A 20,240-nucleotide genomic window follows, 5' to 3' on the forward strand; every position below is an offset into this window, starting at 1 on the left:
CAGAGGGAGTGGAGTCTTTGCACATCAATCTGATTGCCAAACGAGAAGTGAAGGTAGGCTTTCGCAATCCATGGTCCTACTCGTTTATGGCTCTGTTCTCCCTGTTTAGTTTGGGACTCTTGATCATCCAATCGCAGTCCTACATGAAGGGTTATACGTATACGACAGGTACCATGCTGAATCTGATTTTGTATTTGCTGCCACTAATGACGATGCTTCTCTCCTCTTTTTCCTTGACGGCGGAAAAAGAAGAGGGTAGCTGGCAGCTCCTCTCTACCTACGCCATGACAACCTTCTCCTTCTTGGTGGGGAAATACTTGGGACAAGCACTCGTATTAGTCGCGATCGTCAGCTTCGGGTATGGGTTGTCTGGTGTAGCTGGCATGCTGTTAGGAAAAAGCTTTGCATTTTCGACTCTTTTGTTTTTGCTTGCCTTTTCCATCTGTCTCATTCTGTTATTTTTGGGAATTGCCATGCTGATTGGCGCCATCAGTAAAAACCGTTGGCAGGCTTTGACAATGGGGGTCAGCATCTGGTTCTTCTATATTCTGGCATGGCCTACTCTACTCATCTCTGTGCTCAGCTTCGTCCCTTATACATGGATCAAGCCTCTGCTTCAGCTCGCAACATTTCTCAACCCAGCGGAGTTTGTACGAATCTTTTCCGTTGCCAGATTAGGCGGTGGCTCGATCTTTGGACCTGAATACTACAAATGGGTGTACTGGGCTGATTCTCCGCTTGGTGATCTCATCTTTGTCGCACTAAGTCTACTCTGGATCAGTGCGACCTTGTTCATAGCCATCCGGGTATGGGAAAGAAGGTAATGAGATGAATATGTCAGGACTTACCATCGATCAGGTCACCAAGGAAATCAATGGAAAAACAATCGTCCACCCATTCAGTATGAACATTGCACCCGGTCAGGTCGTCGCCTTATGCGGCGGTAACGGTGCAGGGAAAAGTACGATCCTGCGGATGCTGGTCGGTATTCTCCCGCCTTCTTCGGGAACCATTCAGCTAAACGGGTTGAACTGGAACGATAATCGTGTGGAGTATCTTCAAGAAATCGGTTATATGCCGGATCATTTTACGTTTTCTGCCGGACTTTCCGCGAAAGAAACGCTCGAATTTTACGCTTCCCTGCGCAATCGCACCCCAGAAGAAGCGGATCGACTGCTGAAAATGGTGGGACTGCATGATGTGAGAAACAAACGGGTGTCTCAGTTCTCCAAAGGTATGCAGCAGCGCCTCTTGTTTGCCCAAGCGATATTGGCAAAGCCTGCACTCGTCGTCCTCGATGAACCGACCAATGGACTCGATCCGTATTGGATGGATGCCTTCGTCGATCTCGTGCGGGAAGTAAAGCTCGCGGGTCAATCCGTTCTCTTTACGACTCACCAGTTGCAGGTGGCAGATGCGGTAGCCGATCGGGCGATTTTTCTGATGAACGGAAAAATCGTGCGTGATGGGTCGATAGAGGAGTACCAACAGCAGTATGGAGCAATTGGTTTGTATGGTGCCTTTTCCGAGCTTGTTCATCAGGCAAAGGCATAAATAAGAAAAACGCGAGAGATTTGATCCTTATGATCGGCTCCCGCGTTTTTTTATTTATAGCGTCTTTGCTTCCATATAAAAAACAGATAAAAACTTTTTCACGCTAATCCGGCACTTCGTCGTTTTTTCGCCCGCCTCCAGCTCTTGCATCCGCTGGCGAATTTCTTGAAAGTCAAACAGTCGTGGTGCAAAGTGTTCAAAGGTCGGGTTGGCATAGTCGGTCAACCCTAATGAGGAAAGATGCGTAAAGGCTTGCAGGACCATCCGGCGAATCCGTTGCTCCATAGCACGCACCTCTTTTGTAATCCCCTGCTCATCCAGACTGGCATGCACCTTCAGCAGAATTTGTGTATACAGTTCCTTGAGCTGCAATTCGTGCAGCTTGTCTCCCTGTCGCTCATCCTGTACGAGCCATTCCATGATCAATAGTAGATCGGGAGCCCCGGCTTCACTCGCGATCCCTAGCTGCAACAGCAGTTTTCTCGCTTTTTGTGCCAGGTTGTCCTGATCGGAAGACTGACCTTTCAAGCCGCTGGTATGCGGGTCTTTTGCTTTGACATCCAGGATTTGCAATGATTTGCGGATGGTTTGCAGAGATGCTTCCAGCGACAAGTAATCCGATACCCGCTTCAGCACAGCCATGACTTCCAAGCGGTTGATCGGTTTTTGAATAAAGGTATCAATCCCCTGCAAATAAGCCTCCCCGATCATTTCTTTGTTTTCCACCTGTGACACCATGATGAAGCGGCCCGCGAAGCCATCTGCCTGCAACTTTTTGATCGTTTGGATGCCATCGAGCCCCGGCATTAGCAAGTCGATCAAAATGACATCGACCCCATACAGTTGATCAATCGATACGTGACTACCATCGCTGGCTTGCCCTACAATTTCGCCCAACCCGCTGTCTTGAATAATCCGTTCAAGCATGCGGCGCACTACAGCATCATCTTCAATTAAAAAGAAACGTATCATGGCTTACACTCCCTCCTTTCCGAGTAATTGGTCGGTCGGAATTTGTACTTGTAAGTGCGTCATTTGCTTCTGATCCGGTAAAATACGCAAGCTTCCTTGCAGGCTTTGGACAATTCCACGGGCATGCGTCAGACCAATTCCGGTAGATGCATTTCCCTGTTCATCGTATTTGGTCGTATACCCGGGCTGAAACACCCATTCCTGCTCTTCTAGCGGAATTCCCGGACCACTGTCAAGTACACTGAACACCAGATGACGATGAATCAGCTTCGCATTCAGCTCAATCCGTCCCGACGTGGGAATCGCTTCTACCGCATTGGCTACCAGGTTGTTTAGCACGGAGAGCAGTGCATAGATTTGGCTGGTCGACAGGTTGATGTTACAGCTCCACTCAATTCGTATATCTTTTCCCAACATCTCTGCGTATTTCTGATTCGCGCGGGCAACCAACTCACACAGCTCTTTGATCGGCAGCTGTGGTGCTAGCCCCTCCTGATTAATCAGCTTGGAAATGCCCGCCAGCATCCGCTGCGAATCTTTTTTCACCTCATGCACATTCTCGGCAATCGCCAAAGCTGTCGGGGATTCCGCATGATCCGAGGTGAGCAGACGTCTGTAGAGCTGGTAGCTCTCGCGCGTGATTTCTTCCAAATGCGTCATCGATTTGCGCAAGTAAAAGGCTTCTTCATACAGCTCCGTATTAATCATCCGCAGACGCTCCAACTCTTGCTGACGCACCTCTCCCACTGCCCGCAACTGCCTGATCGAAAAACTGTTGTACAAGCCAACAGCAAAAAAGCTGCGCAAGACTCCAAAGAAGAGAAGCATCAAAAAGCTCTGCCAAGTGATCGGCGGAAAATCAGTGAAATACTGTCGCACCTGGATCTCTACCACATTGGAGACGAAATCAATGGATGCACCTATCAACCCCAGCCACAGGGGGAACTCACGATAGCTACGTGCTCGGAGCAAATAAAACAGGACGGTAAAAGTGAAATAGTAAAAGGCTGAGGGAAGATGGGCAGCCACACTCTCCATGTACGGACGGTATGCAAAAAAGACATCCATTCCGACGCGAAATCCGAAGATAAACGTCCCTGTAAAAAATCCCGTCAACAATACAGGTACAGACGAAAACCACAGCAACCCGAAAAAGAAAGCAGCGATGCCCAAGGAAAAACGAAATGACCCGCCTACGGGGTTTACCTTCATCTCTCCAAAAAAAGCAGTTGCCAGCATGATAATAAACAGGATCAAAAGGCGTTCTCGCATAGCTGCTCCTTTCCTACGGAAAAAGATCTCCTATTCTTATTTTACTAAGAATCGGAGATCTGCAAAGATAGAACGATTAAGCGTGCTTGTTTTCCAGTCGCTTGGAGACGACTGACAACGCGTAGTTGACGACAAAGTACATCACTGCCACCATCAGGAAGGTCGGGATGACGTAATTGACATTGCGTCCGTTGATGATTTGCGCATGGTTCATCAGCTCTGGCAAAGCGATTACGACGGCCAGCGACGTATCCTTCAAGAGCGAAATAAATTGGCTCACAATCGGCGGGACCATTCTTCTGAGAGCCTGTGGCAGGACAACATGCCACAGTGTCTGGACATAATTCAGTCCAGAAGAACGTGCAGCTTCAATTTGTCCTTTTTCGACCGAATTTAAACCGCTTCGCACGATTTCCGACAGCATTGCTGCTTCGAAAATAACCAACGCCAGCACAGCGGCCCAAAACTTGTCCATCTTGATTCCCACTTCCGGGAGAGCAAAATACGTAAAGAAAATAATCAACAAGAGCGGTAAATTGCGAATCAGCTCTACGATTGTCCCGAGAACTTGTGAAACTCCAGGAATTTTTGCGTAACGCAAAACCCCTACGACAATCGCAATGGAAAAGCTGAAGACAATAGACAAGAAAGCGACCTGCAAGGTGACCCAAAAGCCTTCGAGCAGGAAGGTCAAATGACTGGGCGTATAGGCTCCGATAAAGTCCATGATGTCCCCTCCTTCTTAGCGGCTTCCAGCCAAGCGTCGCTCCAAATAACTGACGAACGCGCTCAACGGAAGGGTCAGAATCAAATAGAAAACAGCTACAAAAATGTACACATCAAAGGTAACAAACGTATCAGCCGCGATCAGGTCTCCAAAATACATCAGGTCAAGACCTGCAATCACACCTAATACCGAGGAGTTTTTAACGAGATTGATAAACTGGTTGCCCATAGGCGGGATCACGACCTTGATCGCTTGCGGCAAAATGATATAGCGCATCGTTTGTCCGTACGTCAATCCCGAGGAGCGAGCGGCTTCTGTCTGTCCTTTTGGAATCGCCAAAATGCCTGCGCGGATCGTCTCCGCGATAAATGCTGCCGTATACACGGTCAAGCCAAGCGTACCTGCAATAAAGGGCTCCAGTACGATACCAATTGCCGGCAAGCCCACAAAAAAGAGGAAAACGACGAGAATCAGCGGGATATTACGTACAAACTCGACGTAAACGGTAGCGATCCACTTGAGTGGTCGAATCGGAGAAATCCGAAAGATCGCAAAGAGCGTCCCCAGTGCAAAGCTCCCGACGAGAGCAAGCAGGCTCGCCTGCAAGGTGTTCCAAAAGCCTTCGAGATACATATCCATGTGATCAAACAAGATAGAAAAATCGATCATCTCTTATGCGATCCCCCTTGTGTGCAAAATTCTGTTAGGAATATAAGGGAATGAGCGGCAGAGTAAACCGCTCATTCTTTATGGAGTCGAACCGCATTATTTTTTAGGTTTTGTTCCGATCCATTTTTCATAAATCTTGTCGTATTCGCCGTTTTCTTTCATTTCTTTTAGCAAATCGTTCACGGTTTTCACGAATTCAGCGTCACCTTTGCTGATTGCAATACCGTATGGCTCTTCCGTGAAGGTCTCTTCTGTTACACGGTAGTTTGGATCTTGCTTCGCCATGCCGTACAGGAGAGCGTTATCAGTTGTCAGCGCGTCACCTTGACCAGCTTTGAGTGCTGTGAAGGCTTCCGCGTAGTTTTCAAATTCAAGTACTTCTACATCAGGAGCACTCGCTCTGATGTTTTTCGCAGAAGTAGAGCCTTTCGCGGTCACGATTTTCATGCCTTTTTGCATGTCTTTCAGACCGTTGATGGAGCTGTCCTTTTTCACCAAGAAAGATTGACCTGCCAGGAAGTACACGTCAGAGAAGTCTACTTCTTTTTTACGGTCTTCTGTAATGGTCATCGTTGCGATGATCGCGTCAATTTCTCCGTTTTTCAGCATCGGGATACGCGTTTTGGAGGTTACTTCCTTCAACTCGATTTTGTTTTCGTCCCCGAGTACTTTCTTCGCAATTGCTTTTGCAATATCGATATCGAAGCCTTCTACATTTCCGGTTGCCGGGTCTTTCAAGCCAAACAGGTTCAGGTCGTACTTAACTCCGACTACTAATTTGTCTCTTTCTTTGATTTTTGCCAATGTTCCTGCGGCTGGTGTGCCTTGTGCGCCGCCTTCTGTTTTACTACCTCCACCACAGCCTGCCAACGCAGTTGCGCTCAACATCAGAACGAGACCCATACCTGCTACTTTTTTCCACAGCTTGTTTGCTTTCATCTGAATACCCCTTTTCTCTATCGTTTTATATATTTAGTGATTCAAAATCCGACTCAAGAACAAACGCGCACGCTCTTCACGCGGACTTGCGAAAAACTCTTCTGGTGTAGAATCTTCGAGAATCGTGCCCTGATCCATAAACACGATGCGATCTGCCACCTCGCGGGCAAAGCCCATTTCATGCGTCACGACCACCATCGTCATGCCTTCCTTTGCCAGCTTCTTCATGACGTCGAGCACTTCGCCGATCGTCTCGGGATCAAGCGCAGAGGTCGGTTCGTCAAACAACATGATTTTTGGTCGCAAAGCCAGTCCGCGTGCGATCGCCACGCGTTGCTGTTGACCGCCAGATAGTTGCGTTGGGAACATTTCCGCCTTTTCCGGAATCCCTACCTTTTCCAAATAGTAGAGAGCCGTTTCTTCGGCTTCTTTCTGCGATACGCCCAGAACCTTGGTTGGTGCCAGCGTAATGTTTTGCAGTACGGTCTTGTGCGGGTATAGATTGAAGTGCTGGAACACCATACCGATGTCCCGACGCAGCTTGTTGATATCGGTGTTTTTATCGTTCACTTTCACCCCGTCTACCACCAGTTCTCCGCTTGTAACCGTTTCCAATCTGTTGATGCAACGAACCATCGTGCTTTTACCCGATCCTGACGGGCCAATGACCACGACGACTTCTCCCTGGTTGATGTGCAGGTTGATGTTCTTGAGGACGTGAAAGCTTCCGTAATGTTTATTTACTTGATGAAAACTAATCAACCTTAAATCCCCCTTGCTCTATGTCTTATTTTGTATACTAATGTCGAACTACTCAAAACTACTGAAAAAGACAAAGAAAAGTTTTTTTGTTTAAAATTTTCTAATAACGAGCAATAAAAAAATTAAGTGAACCTACCAGTTGAATGGGAGCCAATATATCATGTAACACCTGAATGGAGGCCGGCCTATGAAAGAGGAAAACGTAAAGCCTTGGCTCATCCGGATGCGCCGAGGAGAGGAAGAAGCTTTTCAAGAAGTCTATCGAGCAACTCGCACGTACGCCTACAACCTGATCTATTTTCTGGCGCCGCACAAACAAGATGTAGACGACATGATGAGTGAAGTGTACGTGGAGTTGATTCGAAGCATCGACAGGTACGATGTGGAGCAACCCTTTATCCCATGGTTCAACGGATTGATTGTGCGGCAGGTTCGCAACTGGAATCGAAGCATTTGGCGAAGATTCCGCCTGTTGGAGCGGGTTAAGGAAAAAGGCTACGAAGCACCTGTCGCAGGTATGGAGGATAAGCTGGGGGCAATCAGTGATGAGCTGGAGGTCATTCCCGCCGTAGAGAAATTATCCTTCAAGCTCAAGGAAATCGTCGTACTGCGTTACTATCAAAACTGTTCCTTGGAGGAAATTGCAGCGATTCTACAAATCCCGCTCGGAACGGTAAAATCGAGACACCACTTGGCGATGAAAAAATTGAGAGAGCATTTTGAGCATCGAATCAATCGTGAGGAGGCATCTTTTCATGTTCATTGAAAAAAAGGTGAGAAATGAGTATGAATACGCAGCAGGGAAGCTACACATTGATCCTGCATTGGACAGCAAAATCGAACGAGTAGCCAAAATGGAGTTGGCTGGCAAGTGGCGTTTGCACAAAGGGATGCGCTTTCGTCCAAAGCTGGTACATGTTGCAGCAGCGTTCGCCCTGCTCACTGGTTTTGGTTATGCGACACACAGCTTGTTGTACAAAGTTGATGAAGGCTCTGTCCGTATGGAAGTTCAAGCTCACAAGGATTTTACATTGACGCAAATAACCCCTAAAGAAATACGGCTGGGATTGGCAAACGTAGAGAACAAACTGGCAACAGGCGAAACCGCCCTCGTCTATTTCGCAGCGCTGGAAAAAGAGAAGCACCCTCTCTTTCAACAAAACCCCACGATCGGCATAGAAAAGCCAGATATCGTGAAAGATTGGAAAGCATGGACTGCCGTCCTCAGTGAAGAAGCCTCTCTCTCACATGCCTTGCCATACCAGCTTCCTGACAGCTTTTCATTCCTTGAGGGCAAACAAGGCACCCCCTACGGTGTCATGATGGGTCAAGAAGGACAGCAGTGGCTGCATGAACTTCAAGAAGAAAGCAAGGAAACAGGTAAAAGTGTCGTATGGAAAGTCGTTCCACAAGCGACTTCACCTATCGAAGCGTATACGAGCCTGTATGAGAACAAGCAAAAAGAACGCATCTTTGTCACGGTTGAGAAATTCCCGAAGGAACAGCTAGATGTACAATTGAGCACGCCAGAAACAACGAAATACGACGCAGTAACTGTTAGCGGAAAAAAAGCGCATTACACAAAAAACGATCAGTTCTTGTTTAGTGAATCCGGTCAGTATCAAGAGCTGTCTTGGTTGGATCAAGATGGAGAGCAACCGATTATGTATCGTGTAGCTACCGATTCGCCAACAGTTTCCAAAGAAATGCTGCTCCAGGCTGCTAAAGCAAGCCAGCAGTAACCATACGAAAAGCCAGCCCTCTCTTGCTTTGTATCTGCAAAAGAGGGCTGGCTGATTTTTTGTTTTCGTCACAGGGGATTATCCCCGTAGGCGGTTCACCCAGAAGCCGCCCTTCAAATGTTTCGGCTCAAAAGAGATCACGAATGCTTTTGGCGCAATCTCATGAATGAGATTCCACAGTTTTTTCTCGTTGCTGCGCTTCGTCAACACTTGCATCATGAGACGATGTCCGTCGCGTCCCTCTGCTATCCAGGAAGTAACGCCAAAGCCGTGTTCACGCAGCTTCACAGGAACCTCCAAGTCAACGGAATCCACAACGACTTGCAGCGTGACATAGCCCAAGGCCAAATACTCCTCGATCTTGCTGCCGATGAATACACCCATTCCCCAACCGATACAGTAGGCTGCGAGATTGATCGGATTGTCCAGGTTGTCCAGAACAATCTCCAACCCTTTCAAATACACGAATACTTCCACCATCGCTAACAGGGATGCCAACACCCGATAGCCCTTGATCACCATCAGTAGTCGCAGCGTAAAAAACGAAACGTACAAAATGTTGATCCCGATGATGATCAAAACAAACGCCAAGCCCATTGCTCTCCTACCCCCACCCAGACCGGGTATTATGATGATTTTTTAATCGTGATAATCATATAATTGAAGGTATTTTTATAACAGCGGTAAAATTCGGCTTTCAAAGAATTTTTTCCTATAAATTCAAACATCCTTTCTATGATAAGGGTGTTTGATTAGGCCAAACAGCATCCGCATAAACCTTGTTGTTTTGTAAAACAGTAAGCATGGAGAACACTTATTTTCCTATAGGAAAGCTGGCTGAAAATCACTTTGTTTCCGACTGTAGTAGAGGAGAGTAAAAAAATGAATCGATTTTTAATCAAGACTGCTGTTAACGGCATTATTGTTGTCGCTTGTTTATGGTGGTTTGCAAATGCATCCTGGACATCCGCTATTTTAACGGCACTCGGTTTGACCGTCATAGCATATCTGATTGGCGATCAATTGATATTACGAGCTACCAATAATGTTACGGCTACGATTGCAGATGCAGTGATCGCTGCTATTTACTTATGGGCAGTTGCCAGATGGCTGGATTGGCCACTCAGTTTTGGCGAGTTAATCATTACGGTAACCCTTTTAGGTGTAGCAGAACTTGTGTACCATCGCTTTCTGGGGATATACGATCATAATCGTATCAAGAAAGAACCCGGAAAATAATTCTCCTCTTCCCTTTGGGAATATATCCTGTCCCCCTTGTAAATCTTATCTTTGGGTTACATCACAAAGTTAGGAGAACCCGAATGGATATCAAAACTCTACTGAGTACTGGGAGGACGTTAATGGGGATTTTATCAGGCAATCCGCAAAATGAACCTATGCATTATGGCGAGGTTTTTGGAGTATGGATGTATCTTGCAACAACAAAGGGATTGATTGCTGCTTATCAAACAGCACTCAACCAAACTGGTGATCATGATCTGAAAAGCTTCCTCGAAGACATTACGCGAGGCATGAAACAAGAGGTGGAACAACTGGAGGAATTGCTCAAAGTAAATGGGATTGGACTGCCTCCTACACCACCCGATCGCCCGGTAGCGAATCTGGAAAGCATTCCGGCCGGTGCCCGTCTTAATGACCCTGAGATCGCTACCGGTGTTTCAAGAGATATTGCAGCCGGCATGCTTACTTGCAGTCAAATAATGGCTCAATCCATTCGAGAAGATATCGGAATGCTCTTTGGTCAGTACCATGTTGCAAAAGCTCAATTTGGTCTCAGATTGCTACGGATTTTAAAAGAAAAAGGCTGGTTGGTTCCGCCTCCACTTCATATGCAAGCGCCAGAACTTGTCCATGCCTAAACTTGAGGATAAGCACTGCCTGATTGGTAGTGCTTATCGTTTTTCACCTATTTTCCATTTTGTCGGTTAGTGGTTAGCGTGCTCGTACAATTTCCGCGCGAACTCCTCCATCAACTCCCGCTTGGCCAACAGCGCAAGCATCCGTTGAGGCAAGCCTTCTACTCCGTAATAAGCACCTGCCAATTGACCGTAGACAGCTCCTGTCGTATCTGCATCATCACCGAGGTTTACCGCTAGGAAAAGGCCTTCTTCAAAAGAACGACTGGAATGAAATGCCCAAAGCGCCGCTTCAAGCGAATCGACGACATATCCAGATCCTTTGATCTCTTTTCTAGTTTTCTCTTTGTAGGAGCCATTCGCGACACGGGCGATATCAGGATCAAGCGGTTGCTTTTCCCATAGATCGCCTACAGGAGAGAACGAATCAGCAAGCAACTCCTCTTTGGAAATACCCTGTAGAGCCCCCAGGAGCAATGCCCCGAAAAAACGACAGCCGTCTACTGCCTTTGCCGTTGCGTGTGTAGTTCGAGAACTTTGCGCGCAGTAATCGATGGCGAGCTCCGGCTGATTGGCATAATAGAGTGCGACTGGTGCTAGCCTCATAATGGAGCCATTCCCTGCCGACATCGGGTGATCCGATCCGCTGTATGGATTTTTCGTCTGCTCAAAACGCCACAGTGCTTCTTTGGTGATATTCCCGATATCGAAGCAATGATCCTTGCAGCTCATATAACCCTCTCGAAACCAAGCTACGTATCGGTTCATCTGATCAACCGGATCGAAGCCATTTTTCGTAATCAAGCTCTCAGCCAGGCACAGGGCCATCGACGTATCATCCGTCCATTCCCCCGCCTTTAAATCGAATGGTCCTCCCCCGATCATTTCTGTAAGCGGCTCGAAGGTACCCGGTTTGCGAAATTCTAAAGTTGTGCCGAGTGCATCTCCAACGGCCAACCCTAGCAAACTTCCAGCATAGCGGTCACGCAGTTCCACACCTATCCACACCCTTTTTTCTGAATTATCTGTTCATATCAAACAAAGCATCTGGCAATGACATTTTGACCGAAGTATTGTTCGTTCAATTCATCCGTCGCTACCTTTTCTTCTGTGCTTGCAAGCGTGATAATCTGCGGCAGAACCAGCTTGAAACGGTCCTCCATCACGGTTTCAAGAACGTACTGTTCCTCTTCGTCCCACAAAAGAATTCCTGCTAAAATTCTGGTCTCCACACAGATCCCCTCCATTTTTTTCTCTTTTGAATATGTACGAAAGACGGGTACAATGACCCGCCTTCTAATGCCTTACATAATGTGTAATTTGTATACTTACTGCTCTTTTTTCAGGCGTGCATCCAGAACAAAGTTGCCGAATGGCAGTAATGAAGCAATAAATGCCCCGATCACTTTCAAAAAGGACCACTTATTGGTCATTGTAACATGTGCCAACGCCAAAATATACAGGACAAAAAACAATCCATGAAGCGAGCCGGCAATTTTTACTGCGGCTGGATAATCCCAAAAATACTTAAGCGGCATAGCAATTCCGAGAAGTACCAAATACGAGATACCTTCGATCAGGCCGATGAGACGGAAACGTCCGAGGGCAGATTTCATCATGTGCGGGTACCATCCTTGCCATTGAAATTAACACTATTATAAACGAAAAACTATCATAATGATGAAAATAGTCCAATGTTCATAATATATTCAAAATCAACGGCCCCAAGCTTCTTCCCGGATACGTTCCATCCAGCGCATCTCTGCGTGCAAATGCTCAATGGCACCGATCAGAATCGTTCGTGCTCCCCAGCTAAGCCTCTCTCTTTTTTCCTCCTGGATCGATTCCAATAATCCAGCTAACCGTCTTACCTCCTGGATGTTCACTTCCAAGGCCTCATCCATTTTCTGTGGATCACCGTACGAAGCAAAAGTAAGAGCGGCGTAGATCGGATGGGTCAGCTGCATCGGTTTTTGCAGTTCTTCCAAGAGAAGCTGTTGAAATTGCTCTTCGCCTTTTTCCGTGATCCCATACATCGTCTTATCTGGGCGGTTAGTCTCACGAATGACTTCTTTGATCTCAATCATCCCGCTCTTTTCCAGTTGGTCGAAGGCATAGTAGAGGGAGCCTTTGGCGTATTTCATGTAACAATCCATTCCCCTGGCCTTCACCTGCTGCTGAACCTCGTAGGGATGCTTCTCCCCTTCCATCAGCAATCCCAGAACAAGCAATTTTAGACTCATGACGATTCTCCTCTACCCGCGTTCCAGTTTCGGTTTCGGTTCGGAAGGCGATTTCGCCAGCGCCCGATCATTTCCCATTAGCAAAATGCACACGAGAGCAAGAACAGCAGGAACGAGCGCCCACGTAAACGTGTTCGCAATCGATGACGCGAGAATATCGATCATTTGATCCAAAACAGGACCCGGAATGGATTCGCGCGCTTCTGGTGTCAAAATCGCTCGCGGATCCGTAATGGCATTCGTCATCTCTTGTCCCCCGAAGGCAGAGAACATGCCGTTTTCAAACGAGTTGCGTTGCAAGATACCAAACACCGTGATCCCCAATGTCATCCCCAATGAACGGGAAAAAGAGTTCGTCGAACTGGCCGATCCTCTTTGACGCATATCAAAGCCATGAATCGCTGAAATTCCCAAGGTGGAGAAAGAAAAGCCCACACCAACCCCTGCAATCACCATATAAAGTGTAACGATTGAACGAGGAATATCAGGCGTCAGTGTACTCAAAAGGAAAATACCTGGTATGAAAAAGACTGCGGACAGAAGCATAATATTGCGGAAGCTGGTCTTCGTCGTCAAAAATCCGCCTAGCTGGCTTCCAGCAACCGAACCGAGCATCATCGGTGTCAATAGCAATCCGGCATTCGTCGCTGACCCGCCATATACCCCTTGGATAAAAATCGGCAGGTACACCGTAGCGATAATGAAAGCAGCTCCATACAACAGTGCAATCGCATTTGTCGTGGCAAATAACCGCTTCTTGAACATGGAGAACGAAATAATCGGATCAGACGCCCGCTTCTCGACAAATAGAAAAATCACAAACAACAAGAAAAAGGAAGAGAACAATCCAATAATCTGCATCGAATCCCACGCGTATTGATTGCCGCCCAGCTCCAGTGCAAACATCAGACTCACTACAGCTCCGACCAGCGTAATCGCTCCCCACCAGTCAATGCTCTGCTTGCGATATTCCAGTGACTCCTTGTAATACATGGAGATCAACCAGAGGGACACAGCACCAATCGGTACATTGATGTAAAAGATCCAATGCCAGCTGACATATTCGGTAATATACGCCCCCAGCAAAGGTCCAAATACGCTGGACGTACCGAATACAGCTCCGAAAAGTCCCGTCATCTTTCCACGCTTCTCCGGCGGGAATACGTCAAAAATAATCGTGAAGGCAATAGGCATCAGCGCTCCGCCGCCAATCCCTTGAATCGCCCGATAAATGCTCAACTCAACGATGCTGTTTGCCGTCCCGCATAAAATGGACCCTAACAAAAATACAATGAGACCAAATACGTAAAAACGTTTTCGCCCATACATATCGGAGAGTTTACCGAAAATCGGCATCCCCGCCATCGTAGCGACCATGTACGCTGATGTCACCCAAACAAACTTATCCATGCCGCCCATCTCACCGACAATCGTAGCCATCGCCGTCGCGACAATCGTATTGTCCATGGAAGCCATCAGGAGACCAAGCAGAAGCCCCGCCAACACCCTATTCACTTTACTTTCTCTTGCAATCATTGCTTCACCCTCCTGAGTGGTCAAATCAAAGTACTATACATTATTATATTCAAATTTGACTACTTATCGAAAAAAACTGCTCCTTTTCTCGGAGCAATTTTTCGCGACTCATTATCGCCCGAACGGTGACGGGCTAAATGGCGATGGCTGCTGGGCTTGATTGCCCTTCCACATTTTATACGCCGCTTCTGACATGGGCTCCACTGTCGGCTTAATCTCTCCAGTGAATGGATTCTTATCATAGGGCAGGTTAAATGTCCGTGTCCCGTCGCTCTTACGCAGCAAAGAACCATCCGACAGCCTCACCCAATTGCTTCCTGGTCCTCCATCGTCTACGACATAGAGGCCGTTATCATCCCAGGCCGGATACGTTGGCACCTTATGTACCGGAGGACGTGCCGTCTGTTTTTTGACTGGTTTTGTTGCGGTTTTCGTCTTTTGTGTTTTCTTCTTCGGTGTGTTCGTTTTAGCAGCTGCTACCGCTTTTGTTTTTGGCTTTCCTTCGCTTTGTTTCTGCGCTGACGCTGGTACAGGTGCTGACACAGCCACAGGCTTTTCAACCGGATAGGCAGAAACGTTTGCGGCGCGCGGACCTTGATTCGCCAAATCCATAGCGGGCTTTGCCGTACCTGCTTTTTGCGAGACAGATGCTGTTTTCGCATCCGTTCGTCCATCTGTTTTTACCGCGTGAATCAGGGTCGGCCACAAATAGGCGTTGAAGCCTAGTAAAGCGACCATCAAGGCAATACCTACGATTTTTTTCATAATGAGGACTCCTATGACTGAATCATTGTGGTAATAGAGCAATGACTTCTGGCCTATATCAAAAGTTTAGACGATTGGAAGAAAAAAGAAAACACCTTACATAAATAAACTCCTTCTCATGTTGGTCTTGAGAAGGAGTTTGTTTTAGCTGCTTGCTTCTGGGAATATTGTTTGATTAGCTCAATGGTGTGATCAAGCAAATTTTTGCCTCCCGTGTTTCCATGTCCAGGTACAACGGTTTCGACCTGTGGATATTTTTCGATTACCTTCTGAACGGAGTCATCCCATTGTTCTACATTGGCATCTGAAAGATTTCCGAGATCCTTGGCATCTAATGCTTTGACGAAGCATCCACCAAATAATATTTTGGATTGGGGAAGCCAAACGGTAATGTTATCACTCGAATGCCCTTCCCCAGGATAATAGGCTTCTAAGATCGTGTCGCCTACCTTTATTACGGGCTTTTCATCGAGTGTCGGATTGGGCGAAGGATATCCATATTCTTTCGCTAATTTTGCCGTCAAACGTGTACTGCGTACATCTATTTTTTGATGGAGTAACGCACGGATACCTGAAATGCTGTCATCATGTGCATGTGTAATCAGTGCCAACACAACGTCTTTCTTCCAATGCTTCTTAATCAGCTGTAATAGCTCTTCCGTTTTTTGGGTGTCCCCCCATGCTGTATCAATCAGGACGATCCCTTTGGACGTAGAAACGATTAAGCCATTGTGGTCATAGGTTGTGCCATTCCATTCATTATAGGTTGTATGTAACCATACTTTGTCATTTAATTTTGATAACACAATGCTTTTCCCTGGATTGGTAATCTGAGTGGGAGATGCTGTTACAGATTGGGCAATCGTTTGATGAGAAAAAGATGTCAGAGCAACGGCGACTGTCAGGAACATACTACATACAGCTTTCCCTATCCATCCTTTATGAATCTTCAAATGAATCTCACCTTTCAAGCATGGATTTTGCTTTTCCTTGTTTCAAACATCTAAGCGATATCCATATCGCGGAATCGTCGTGATTTGCTGCCCGTAGCGCCGAAGCTTTTTCCTTAATCGATAGACGAGCGCATTGACTTCCACTCGTCCGACATCCGGGACATTGCCCTCATGCAGCATTCGCTCTGGCCATACTGTCAGCATGATTTCTTCAAAACTAACGGCGCTGTTCGCCTTTTGGTAGAGAAGCTTCAGCAAATCCATATCTTTTCCTGTCAAATGCAGTCTAGCCCCATCGAGACGAACTTCTCTTCTCTCCAAATGAAACTCCAATCCTGGCAAAAGCGACGTGTTCTTTGACTGCGTGAAAGGGAGCTCCACTGTATCATCCAGTCTATTGGCCTCTCGTAAAAAGACGAGCTCTGCTACCCCTTTTGACAAGCTTATTTGATCCCCGTGGCGCAGAATGTGAGAGGAATAATGAAGGGGCGTCCCGTTTACCTCTGTGCCATGCTTGCTTTCCAGATCGATAATCTTGTAATCATTCCCGATCCTTTGAAAGGCTGCATGCATTCTCGAAATGTACGGACTGGAAAATGTAATGTCCAGTTGAAAACCAGTTCCCCTCCGCCCGATTGTACAGCGATCCTTGGTGAGATATTTGCGTGCGGTAAATAGGTTGGGGTCCCCTTTTTTTACGAGTAAGTATGCACCGTTGTCTATCATCTGGTGATCACCTCACTTGTTGATCTATTACGGTTTTACAGCCGTCAGTGCTTCAACAGCAACCTTGGTAGCTTCAGCAATGAGCGCATCATCATAAGTGGCGTCCTGCTTATCCCTGCTAGACAGCACTGCAATGACAATGGGCTTTTTATTCGGTGGCCATATGATACCGATATCGTTTCGTGTTCCATAGCTTGCGGCTCCCGTCTTATCTCCAACCTTCCAGTCTTTAGGGACGCCCGCCCGAATCAGCTTGTCTCCCGTTGTGTTGCCTTTCAGCCACTCGATAAGAATCGTCTGCTTGTCCGACGACAGCACATCCCCTACCGTATAGGCTCTCAGGCTCGTTGCAAGTGCTTTCGGTGTGCTTGTATCGCGAATATCTTCTGGTTTAGCCTCATTCAATTCTGTCTCATAGCGCTCAGACGTCGTTACACTATCGCCAATCTGTCTAAGGGCTGATTCAAAGCCTTTCGGTCCACCCAATTCTTTGAACAACAGATTTCCCGCCGTGTTGTCACTATAGCGAACCGCGGCGTCTGCAACTTCACGAAGAGTCATCCCGGTCGCTACGTGTTTTTCTGTGATGGGTGAATAAGTAACGAGATCGTCCTTCGTGTAGGTGATGACTTTGTCGAGCTCTTCCAACGGTTTCTGATGCAAGACTGCAGCTGCGGCTAAAGCCTTGTACGTAGAGGCAAAAGCGAATCGTTCATCTTCGCGATAAGCAACTACCACATCGGTTTCGGTGTCGATCGCATATACGCCGAGTCTCACATCAAACTTGTTTTCCAGCGCAGCGAACTTTTGATCCATGGCAGATGCTGGCGTTTCCGTTTTAACGACAGGTGCTTCTGGAGAAGAGCAACCAGTGAGCGTAAGAAGTGTGAGAATAATCGTTTTCACTGTGAATCCGATCCGTTTAGATTGGTGAATTTTCATGGATGACGTACCTCTTTCTAGGAAGATAACAACGATAGATTACTCTCGTAATACCGTATTACGTTTGTAATCAACTGATTTCACGATTATATTACACGCGTAATCCACTAGTGTCAATCTCCTTTTTCTTGCTAAGGAACAGAGCTACATCCATTCTTTCTAAAAAATAAAAAAGACGCCCTTTCAAGAAAACTGGATAACCGTAAATGGTTTCTCCAAGTCAGCTTGAAAGGGCGTGCTTTATTTTTTAGGAGGATCAGTCGATGTTTGTTTCGCATCCAATATGGAACGCAGCTCCTGAATCTCCTCGTCCGATAAGGATTCCTTCTGGATGAACTGAACTAACATCGATTTTAGAGCTCCGCTGTAAATCCGCTCCAGAAAGGACTGTGCCTCGGCGTGCTGGCATTCATTTTGTGAGTACAACGGATAAAACGTATAGACTCTTTGGTTTTGATTGACTCCAACGGCATTTTTTTGAACCAAACGATTCAAAAGAGTACGTACTGTTTTTGGGTTCCAATCCGTTTGACCTTCCAAGGAGGAAATAATTTCGTTGGCCGTCAGCGGTGACCTTTCCCATAGCACATTCATCACTCGCCATTCCGCTTCTGAAATACTTGGCATGGATGTAGACATGAAGTCTCCCCCTTTCGATATTCATGACTGAAACAACAAAGGCTAGAAAAGACCTTTCGCTTTCAAAATAGACAAGGTGATTTCTGCTGCTGCAGATCCATTCGCGTCATCTTCGCTTTGTATATTTGTAGCAAAGAAGTAGGTGCCTTCCTCGTTCTCTACATATCCAACAAACCAACCGTTCACATTTTTTTGATTGACGCTGCCTGTACCTGTTTTCCCGGAAAGAATCGAACCCGCCTTTTCCGATAACCGGATGGAATCTTTCACCGTCTGGATATTGTTTTCTTGAAAACCAAACTGGTTCGTATAGAACGCTTTTAATATTTGTACCTGCTCCACCGGAGAAATCTTCAAGGAAGATTCTATCCAATATTCGCCGATTCCACCAGATGTATTGTAATTTCCGTAGTTCAATTGTTCCAGAAAAGCTTGCAATGTATCCGGAGAAATGCTCTTATCCAACTCTTTAAAGTACCAGTTCGTGGAGTATCGCATCGCGGTAAATAGATCTTGATCGTGATTCCACTGCTCATACGGATAACGGATTCCATCCCATTTTAACAGGGAGCTTTCCCTCGAAATCACATCGGTCTCCAATCCAAACAAGGTGAGAAAAATCTTGTAGGTGGAGTTCGGTGAAATTCGTTGTGTACTTCCTGCCTTGTTGTAAATCCGATACTGGTCGGCTTTCCAATCATATAAGACAAAACTACCTTCATAACCACGGAAATAGTTGTCTAAATCCTCGTAAATCGTTCGATCATCTTGAAAATGATAGCGACTGCGATCGTCAGCTAAAGCGGAACCAACAAGAACCTGACTGGCAACCAAGATGACCATCATGGAAAAAATGACTGTACTTTTCAACTGTAACAGCATTGATTCGGCCTTGTGGGATGCGATTTTCTCGATGCGCTTTTTCACTGCTTTCTTGGAACCGTTTAACTGATTGGCCAAAACGACATTTCCGGCTCGACTTTCTTTATCCAAAAACTTAATGATGGTATGACCATATTCCGGATAATTTCGCTTGTCTAAAAAGTTCAATACAGCTACATCACAAGCAATTTCACGGTCTACTCTCATTTCCCGAAAAGCCAGCCAGACCAATGGATGGAACCAATACAAAAGCTGATACACGACAGTCACGTAGTTCATGACGATATCATTGTTTTTTTTGTGCATGAGCTCATGCAAAAAGATATACTTCATTTCATTGATCGACAGCCATTCATCAAAATGACTGGGAAGAACAACATACGTCGTAAAAACGCCAAACGTCATCGGAGATTTGACGTGCTTGGATTCTGCTAACACGATATTCCGCGTTATTTTTACATCCTTCTTGCATTGTTCAAACAACTCGATGATTTCTTGATTGGTGATCACAGATGCTGTCCGCTTGATCTGCTGGATTTTTAACCAGGCTGATAACGTGATAGCAGCACAAATGATCATGCCGACTACCCATATGCCGACGAGAATCGTAGGAAAGGAGTCGGGTGTATAGCGATTTACGGACAACGTTAAATCCTGTACCCAATTCGCATTTTCAAACACAGGAGCTTTCGCAGCGAGCATCGAGCTGCCAGCTTCATTGCGCTGATTCATCCCTGAAACAAAAACATTTCCAAAATCAAAAAAGTAATTCGGGATAAAAACTGGCGTCAAAGCGACCAGCAAGAGAAACCACAAATTGTACTGCCATCTAGCCGACATCTGTGAGCGAAATACTTTTCGAATCAAGAAAATAAGTGCGATCGTACAGGAAGAAACGAACAAGCTAATCACCACATGATTGACGAACATGCTACCTGTCTCCCTCCCTTCTTACATAGGGCAATCTAGATAAAAATAGAATCCGTATCAATTTTCCAGAGCAACAGGAACGCTCTTCAACCTGACAGGATTCTTCACGT

At 46.4% G+C, this 20,240-nt stretch carries 24 protein-coding genes; 6 read left to right on the plus strand and 18 right to left on the minus strand.

Annotated elements, in window-relative coordinates; genetic code table 11:
* The first annotated feature begins 17 nt into the window (after nucleotides 1–17).
* Nucleotides 18–824 carry an ABC transporter permease gene (locus HPY28_RS20715; protein WP_017247412.1) on the plus strand — a complete coding sequence of 269 codons (807 nt, stop codon included), beginning with the start codon at nucleotides 18–20 and terminating at the stop codon, nucleotides 822–824.
* Between the two features lie 4 nt (nucleotides 825–828).
* Nucleotides 829–1,554 (plus strand): ABC transporter ATP-binding protein, encoded by a 726-nt coding sequence (locus HPY28_RS20720; RefSeq protein WP_017247413.1) that lies wholly within the window; start codon nucleotides 829–831, stop codon nucleotides 1,552–1,554.
* Between the two features lie 54 nt (nucleotides 1,555–1,608).
* On the opposite strand, the gene HPY28_RS20725 is transcribed toward HPY28_RS20720, so the two are convergent.
* The 6 genes from HPY28_RS20725 to HPY28_RS20750 all read right to left on the minus strand — a co-directional run bounded on the left by HPY28_RS20725 (nucleotide 1,609) and on the right by HPY28_RS20750 (nucleotide 6,895).
* A complete protein-coding gene (locus HPY28_RS20725; protein WP_174231302.1) occupies nucleotides 1,609–2,526 on the minus strand; it encodes a response regulator in 918 nt (305 codons plus the stop codon).
* 3 nt (nucleotides 2,527–2,529) lie between these two features.
* Nucleotides 2,530–3,798 carry a sensor histidine kinase gene (locus tag HPY28_RS20730; RefSeq protein WP_174231303.1) on the minus strand — a complete coding sequence of 423 codons (1,269 nt, stop codon included), beginning with the start codon at nucleotides 3,796–3,798 and terminating at the stop codon, nucleotides 2,530–2,532.
* A 76-nt stretch (nucleotides 3,799–3,874) separates the two neighbouring features.
* On the minus strand, nucleotides 3,875–4,525 hold the full coding sequence (locus HPY28_RS20735; protein WP_017247416.1) for an amino acid ABC transporter permease: 651 nt from the start codon (nucleotides 4,523–4,525) through the stop codon (nucleotides 3,875–3,877).
* 15 nt (nucleotides 4,526–4,540) lie between these two features.
* Nucleotides 4,541–5,194 carry an amino acid ABC transporter permease gene (locus HPY28_RS20740; protein ID WP_017247417.1) on the minus strand — a complete coding sequence of 218 codons (654 nt, stop codon included), beginning with the start codon at nucleotides 5,192–5,194 and terminating at the stop codon, nucleotides 4,541–4,543.
* Between the two features lie 96 nt (nucleotides 5,195–5,290).
* Nucleotides 5,291–6,133, minus strand: coding sequence for a transporter substrate-binding domain-containing protein (locus HPY28_RS20745; RefSeq protein WP_174225370.1), 843 nt, complete (start codon nucleotides 6,131–6,133; stop codon nucleotides 5,291–5,293).
* A gap of 33 nt (nucleotides 6,134–6,166) precedes the next feature.
* A complete protein-coding gene (locus HPY28_RS20750; RefSeq protein ID WP_017247419.1) occupies nucleotides 6,167–6,895 on the minus strand; it encodes an amino acid ABC transporter ATP-binding protein in 729 nt (242 codons plus the stop codon).
* 187 nt (nucleotides 6,896–7,082) lie between these two features.
* On the opposite strand from HPY28_RS20750, the gene HPY28_RS20755 reads away from it, so the two are divergent.
* Both HPY28_RS20755 and HPY28_RS20760 read left to right on the plus strand, forming a co-directional pair.
* Nucleotides 7,083–7,661, plus strand: coding sequence for a sigma-70 family RNA polymerase sigma factor (locus HPY28_RS20755; RefSeq protein WP_173623185.1), 579 nt, complete (start codon nucleotides 7,083–7,085; stop codon nucleotides 7,659–7,661).
* A complete protein-coding gene (locus HPY28_RS20760; protein WP_174231304.1) occupies nucleotides 7,651–8,637 on the plus strand; it encodes a hypothetical protein in 987 nt (328 codons plus the stop codon). Before HPY28_RS20755 ends, HPY28_RS20760 begins: the two co-directional genes overlap by 11 nt.
* Nucleotides 8,638–8,715: 78 nt before the next feature.
* Here the strand turns inward: HPY28_RS20760 and HPY28_RS20765 are convergent, their stop codons facing one another.
* Nucleotides 8,716–9,234 carry a DUF2179 domain-containing protein gene (locus HPY28_RS20765; protein ID WP_017247422.1) on the minus strand — a complete coding sequence of 173 codons (519 nt, stop codon included), beginning with the start codon at nucleotides 9,232–9,234 and terminating at the stop codon, nucleotides 8,716–8,718.
* Nucleotides 9,235–9,519: 285 nt separating this feature from the next.
* On the opposite strand from HPY28_RS20765, the gene HPY28_RS20770 reads away from it, so the two are divergent.
* Nucleotides 9,520–9,876 carry a DUF2512 family protein gene (locus tag HPY28_RS20770; protein WP_173623187.1) on the plus strand — a complete coding sequence of 119 codons (357 nt, stop codon included), beginning with the start codon at nucleotides 9,520–9,522 and terminating at the stop codon, nucleotides 9,874–9,876.
* A gap of 122 nt (nucleotides 9,877–9,998) precedes the next feature.
* A complete protein-coding gene (locus tag HPY28_RS20775) occupies nucleotides 9,999–10,517 on the plus strand; it encodes a DUF3231 family protein (RefSeq protein WP_017247424.1) in 519 nt (172 codons plus the stop codon).
* Nucleotides 10,518–10,583: 66 nt separating this feature from the next.
* Here HPY28_RS20775 and HPY28_RS20780 read toward each other — a convergent pair whose 3' ends face one another.
* From HPY28_RS20780 to HPY28_RS20830, 11 genes are all read right to left on the minus strand, one after another.
* Nucleotides 10,584–11,510: an ADP-ribosylglycohydrolase family protein gene (locus tag HPY28_RS20780; protein ID WP_174231305.1), complete on the minus strand. Its 927-nt coding sequence runs from the start codon at nucleotides 11,508–11,510 to the stop codon at nucleotides 10,584–10,586.
* 38 nt (nucleotides 11,511–11,548) lie between these two features.
* Nucleotides 11,549–11,746: a hypothetical protein gene (locus HPY28_RS20785; protein WP_238144675.1), complete on the minus strand. Its 198-nt coding sequence runs from the start codon at nucleotides 11,744–11,746 to the stop codon at nucleotides 11,549–11,551.
* Nucleotides 11,747–11,842: 96 nt separating this feature from the next.
* Nucleotides 11,843–12,133 carry a DUF3817 domain-containing protein gene (locus HPY28_RS20790; RefSeq protein WP_017247427.1) on the minus strand — a complete coding sequence of 97 codons (291 nt, stop codon included), beginning with the start codon at nucleotides 12,131–12,133 and terminating at the stop codon, nucleotides 11,843–11,845.
* A gap of 96 nt (nucleotides 12,134–12,229) precedes the next feature.
* Entirely contained in the window at nucleotides 12,230–12,757 is a 528-nt protein-coding gene (locus HPY28_RS20795) for a PadR family transcriptional regulator (RefSeq protein WP_017247428.1), read from the minus strand.
* 12 nt (nucleotides 12,758–12,769) lie between these two features.
* Nucleotides 12,770–14,293: an MDR family MFS transporter gene (locus HPY28_RS20800; RefSeq protein ID WP_174231306.1), complete on the minus strand. Its 1,524-nt coding sequence runs from the start codon at nucleotides 14,291–14,293 to the stop codon at nucleotides 12,770–12,772.
* A 111-nt stretch (nucleotides 14,294–14,404) separates the two neighbouring features.
* A complete protein-coding gene (locus HPY28_RS20805) occupies nucleotides 14,405–15,058 on the minus strand; it encodes a hypothetical protein (RefSeq protein WP_174231307.1) in 654 nt (217 codons plus the stop codon).
* Nucleotides 15,059–15,174: 116 nt separating this feature from the next.
* A complete protein-coding gene (gene bla, locus HPY28_RS20810; RefSeq protein WP_174231308.1) occupies nucleotides 15,175–16,011 on the minus strand; it encodes a subclass B1 metallo-beta-lactamase in 837 nt (278 codons plus the stop codon).
* Nucleotides 16,012–16,053: 42 nt separating this feature from the next.
* Entirely contained in the window at nucleotides 16,054–16,737 is a 684-nt protein-coding gene (locus HPY28_RS20815; RefSeq protein WP_174231309.1) for an FHA domain-containing protein, read from the minus strand.
* Nucleotides 16,738–16,764: 27 nt separating this feature from the next.
* A complete protein-coding gene (gene blaBBI, locus HPY28_RS20820) occupies nucleotides 16,765–17,679 on the minus strand; it encodes a BBI family class A beta-lactamase (protein ID WP_174231310.1) in 915 nt (304 codons plus the stop codon).
* Between the two features lie 240 nt (nucleotides 17,680–17,919).
* Nucleotides 17,920–18,318, minus strand: a complete 399-nt coding sequence (gene blaI / locus HPY28_RS20825) for a penicillinase repressor BlaI (protein WP_017247434.1) — start codon at nucleotides 18,316–18,318, stop codon at nucleotides 17,920–17,922.
* A 42-nt stretch (nucleotides 18,319–18,360) separates the two neighbouring features.
* Nucleotides 18,361–20,130: a BlaR1 family beta-lactam sensor/signal transducer gene (locus HPY28_RS20830; RefSeq protein ID WP_174231311.1), complete on the minus strand. Its 1,770-nt coding sequence runs from the start codon at nucleotides 20,128–20,130 to the stop codon at nucleotides 18,361–18,363.
* Nucleotides 20,131–20,240: the final 110 nt, after the last annotated feature.

This window comes from Brevibacillus sp. HB1.2 (assembly GCF_013332495.1).
In the GTDB taxonomy this organism is placed as follows: Bacteria; Bacillota; Bacilli; order Brevibacillales; family Brevibacillaceae; genus Brevibacillus; species Brevibacillus porteri.

Excerpts from the sequence above, each read along its gene's own strand:
- HPY28_RS20720 (WP_017247413.1), top strand. The coding sequence starts at position 829 with ATGAATATGTCAGGACTTACCATCGATCAGGTCACCAAGGAAATCAAT.
- HPY28_RS20725 (WP_174231302.1), bottom strand. The coding sequence starts at position 2,526 with ATGATACGTTTCTTTTTAATTGAAGATGATGCTGTAGTGCGCCGCATG.
- HPY28_RS20730 (WP_174231303.1), bottom strand. The coding sequence starts at position 3,798 with ATGCGAGAACGCCTTTTGATCCTGTTTATTATCATGCTGGCAACTGCT.
- HPY28_RS20735 (WP_017247416.1), bottom strand. The coding sequence starts at position 4,525 with ATGGACTTTATCGGAGCCTATACGCCCAGTCATTTGACCTTCCTGCTC.
- HPY28_RS20740 (WP_017247417.1), bottom strand. The coding sequence starts at position 5,194 with ATGATCGATTTTTCTATCTTGTTTGATCACATGGATATGTATCTCGAA.
- HPY28_RS20745 (WP_174225370.1), bottom strand. The coding sequence starts at position 6,133 with ATGAAAGCAAACAAGCTGTGGAAAAAAGTAGCAGGTATGGGTCTCGTT.
- HPY28_RS20755 (WP_173623185.1), top strand. The coding sequence starts at position 7,083 with ATGAAAGAGGAAAACGTAAAGCCTTGGCTCATCCGGATGCGCCGAGGA.
- HPY28_RS20760 (WP_174231304.1), top strand. The coding sequence starts at position 7,651 with ATGTTCATTGAAAAAAAGGTGAGAAATGAGTATGAATACGCAGCAGGG.
- HPY28_RS20765 (WP_017247422.1), bottom strand. The coding sequence starts at position 9,234 with ATGGGCTTGGCGTTTGTTTTGATCATCATCGGGATCAACATTTTGTAC.
- HPY28_RS20770 (WP_173623187.1), top strand. The coding sequence starts at position 9,520 with ATGAATCGATTTTTAATCAAGACTGCTGTTAACGGCATTATTGTTGTC.
- HPY28_RS20775 (WP_017247424.1), top strand. The coding sequence starts at position 9,999 with ATGGGGATTTTATCAGGCAATCCGCAAAATGAACCTATGCATTATGGC.
- HPY28_RS20790 (WP_017247427.1), bottom strand. The coding sequence starts at position 12,133 with ATGATGAAATCTGCCCTCGGACGTTTCCGTCTCATCGGCCTGATCGAA.
- HPY28_RS20795 (WP_017247428.1), bottom strand. The coding sequence starts at position 12,757 with ATGAGTCTAAAATTGCTTGTTCTGGGATTGCTGATGGAAGGGGAGAAG.
- HPY28_RS20800 (WP_174231306.1), bottom strand. The coding sequence starts at position 14,293 with ATGATTGCAAGAGAAAGTAAAGTGAATAGGGTGTTGGCGGGGCTTCTG.
- HPY28_RS20805 (WP_174231307.1), bottom strand. The coding sequence starts at position 15,058 with ATGAAAAAAATCGTAGGTATTGCCTTGATGGTCGCTTTACTAGGCTTC.
- HPY28_RS20815 (WP_174231309.1), bottom strand. The coding sequence starts at position 16,737 with ATGATAGACAACGGTGCATACTTACTCGTAAAAAAAGGGGACCCCAAC.
- blaBBI (WP_174231310.1), bottom strand. The coding sequence starts at position 17,679 with ATGAAAATTCACCAATCTAAACGGATCGGATTCACAGTGAAAACGATT.
- blaI (WP_017247434.1), bottom strand. The coding sequence starts at position 18,318 with ATGTCTACATCCATGCCAAGTATTTCAGAAGCGGAATGGCGAGTGATG.
- HPY28_RS20830 (WP_174231311.1), bottom strand. The coding sequence starts at position 20,130 with ATGTTCGTCAATCATGTGGTGATTAGCTTGTTCGTTTCTTCCTGTACG.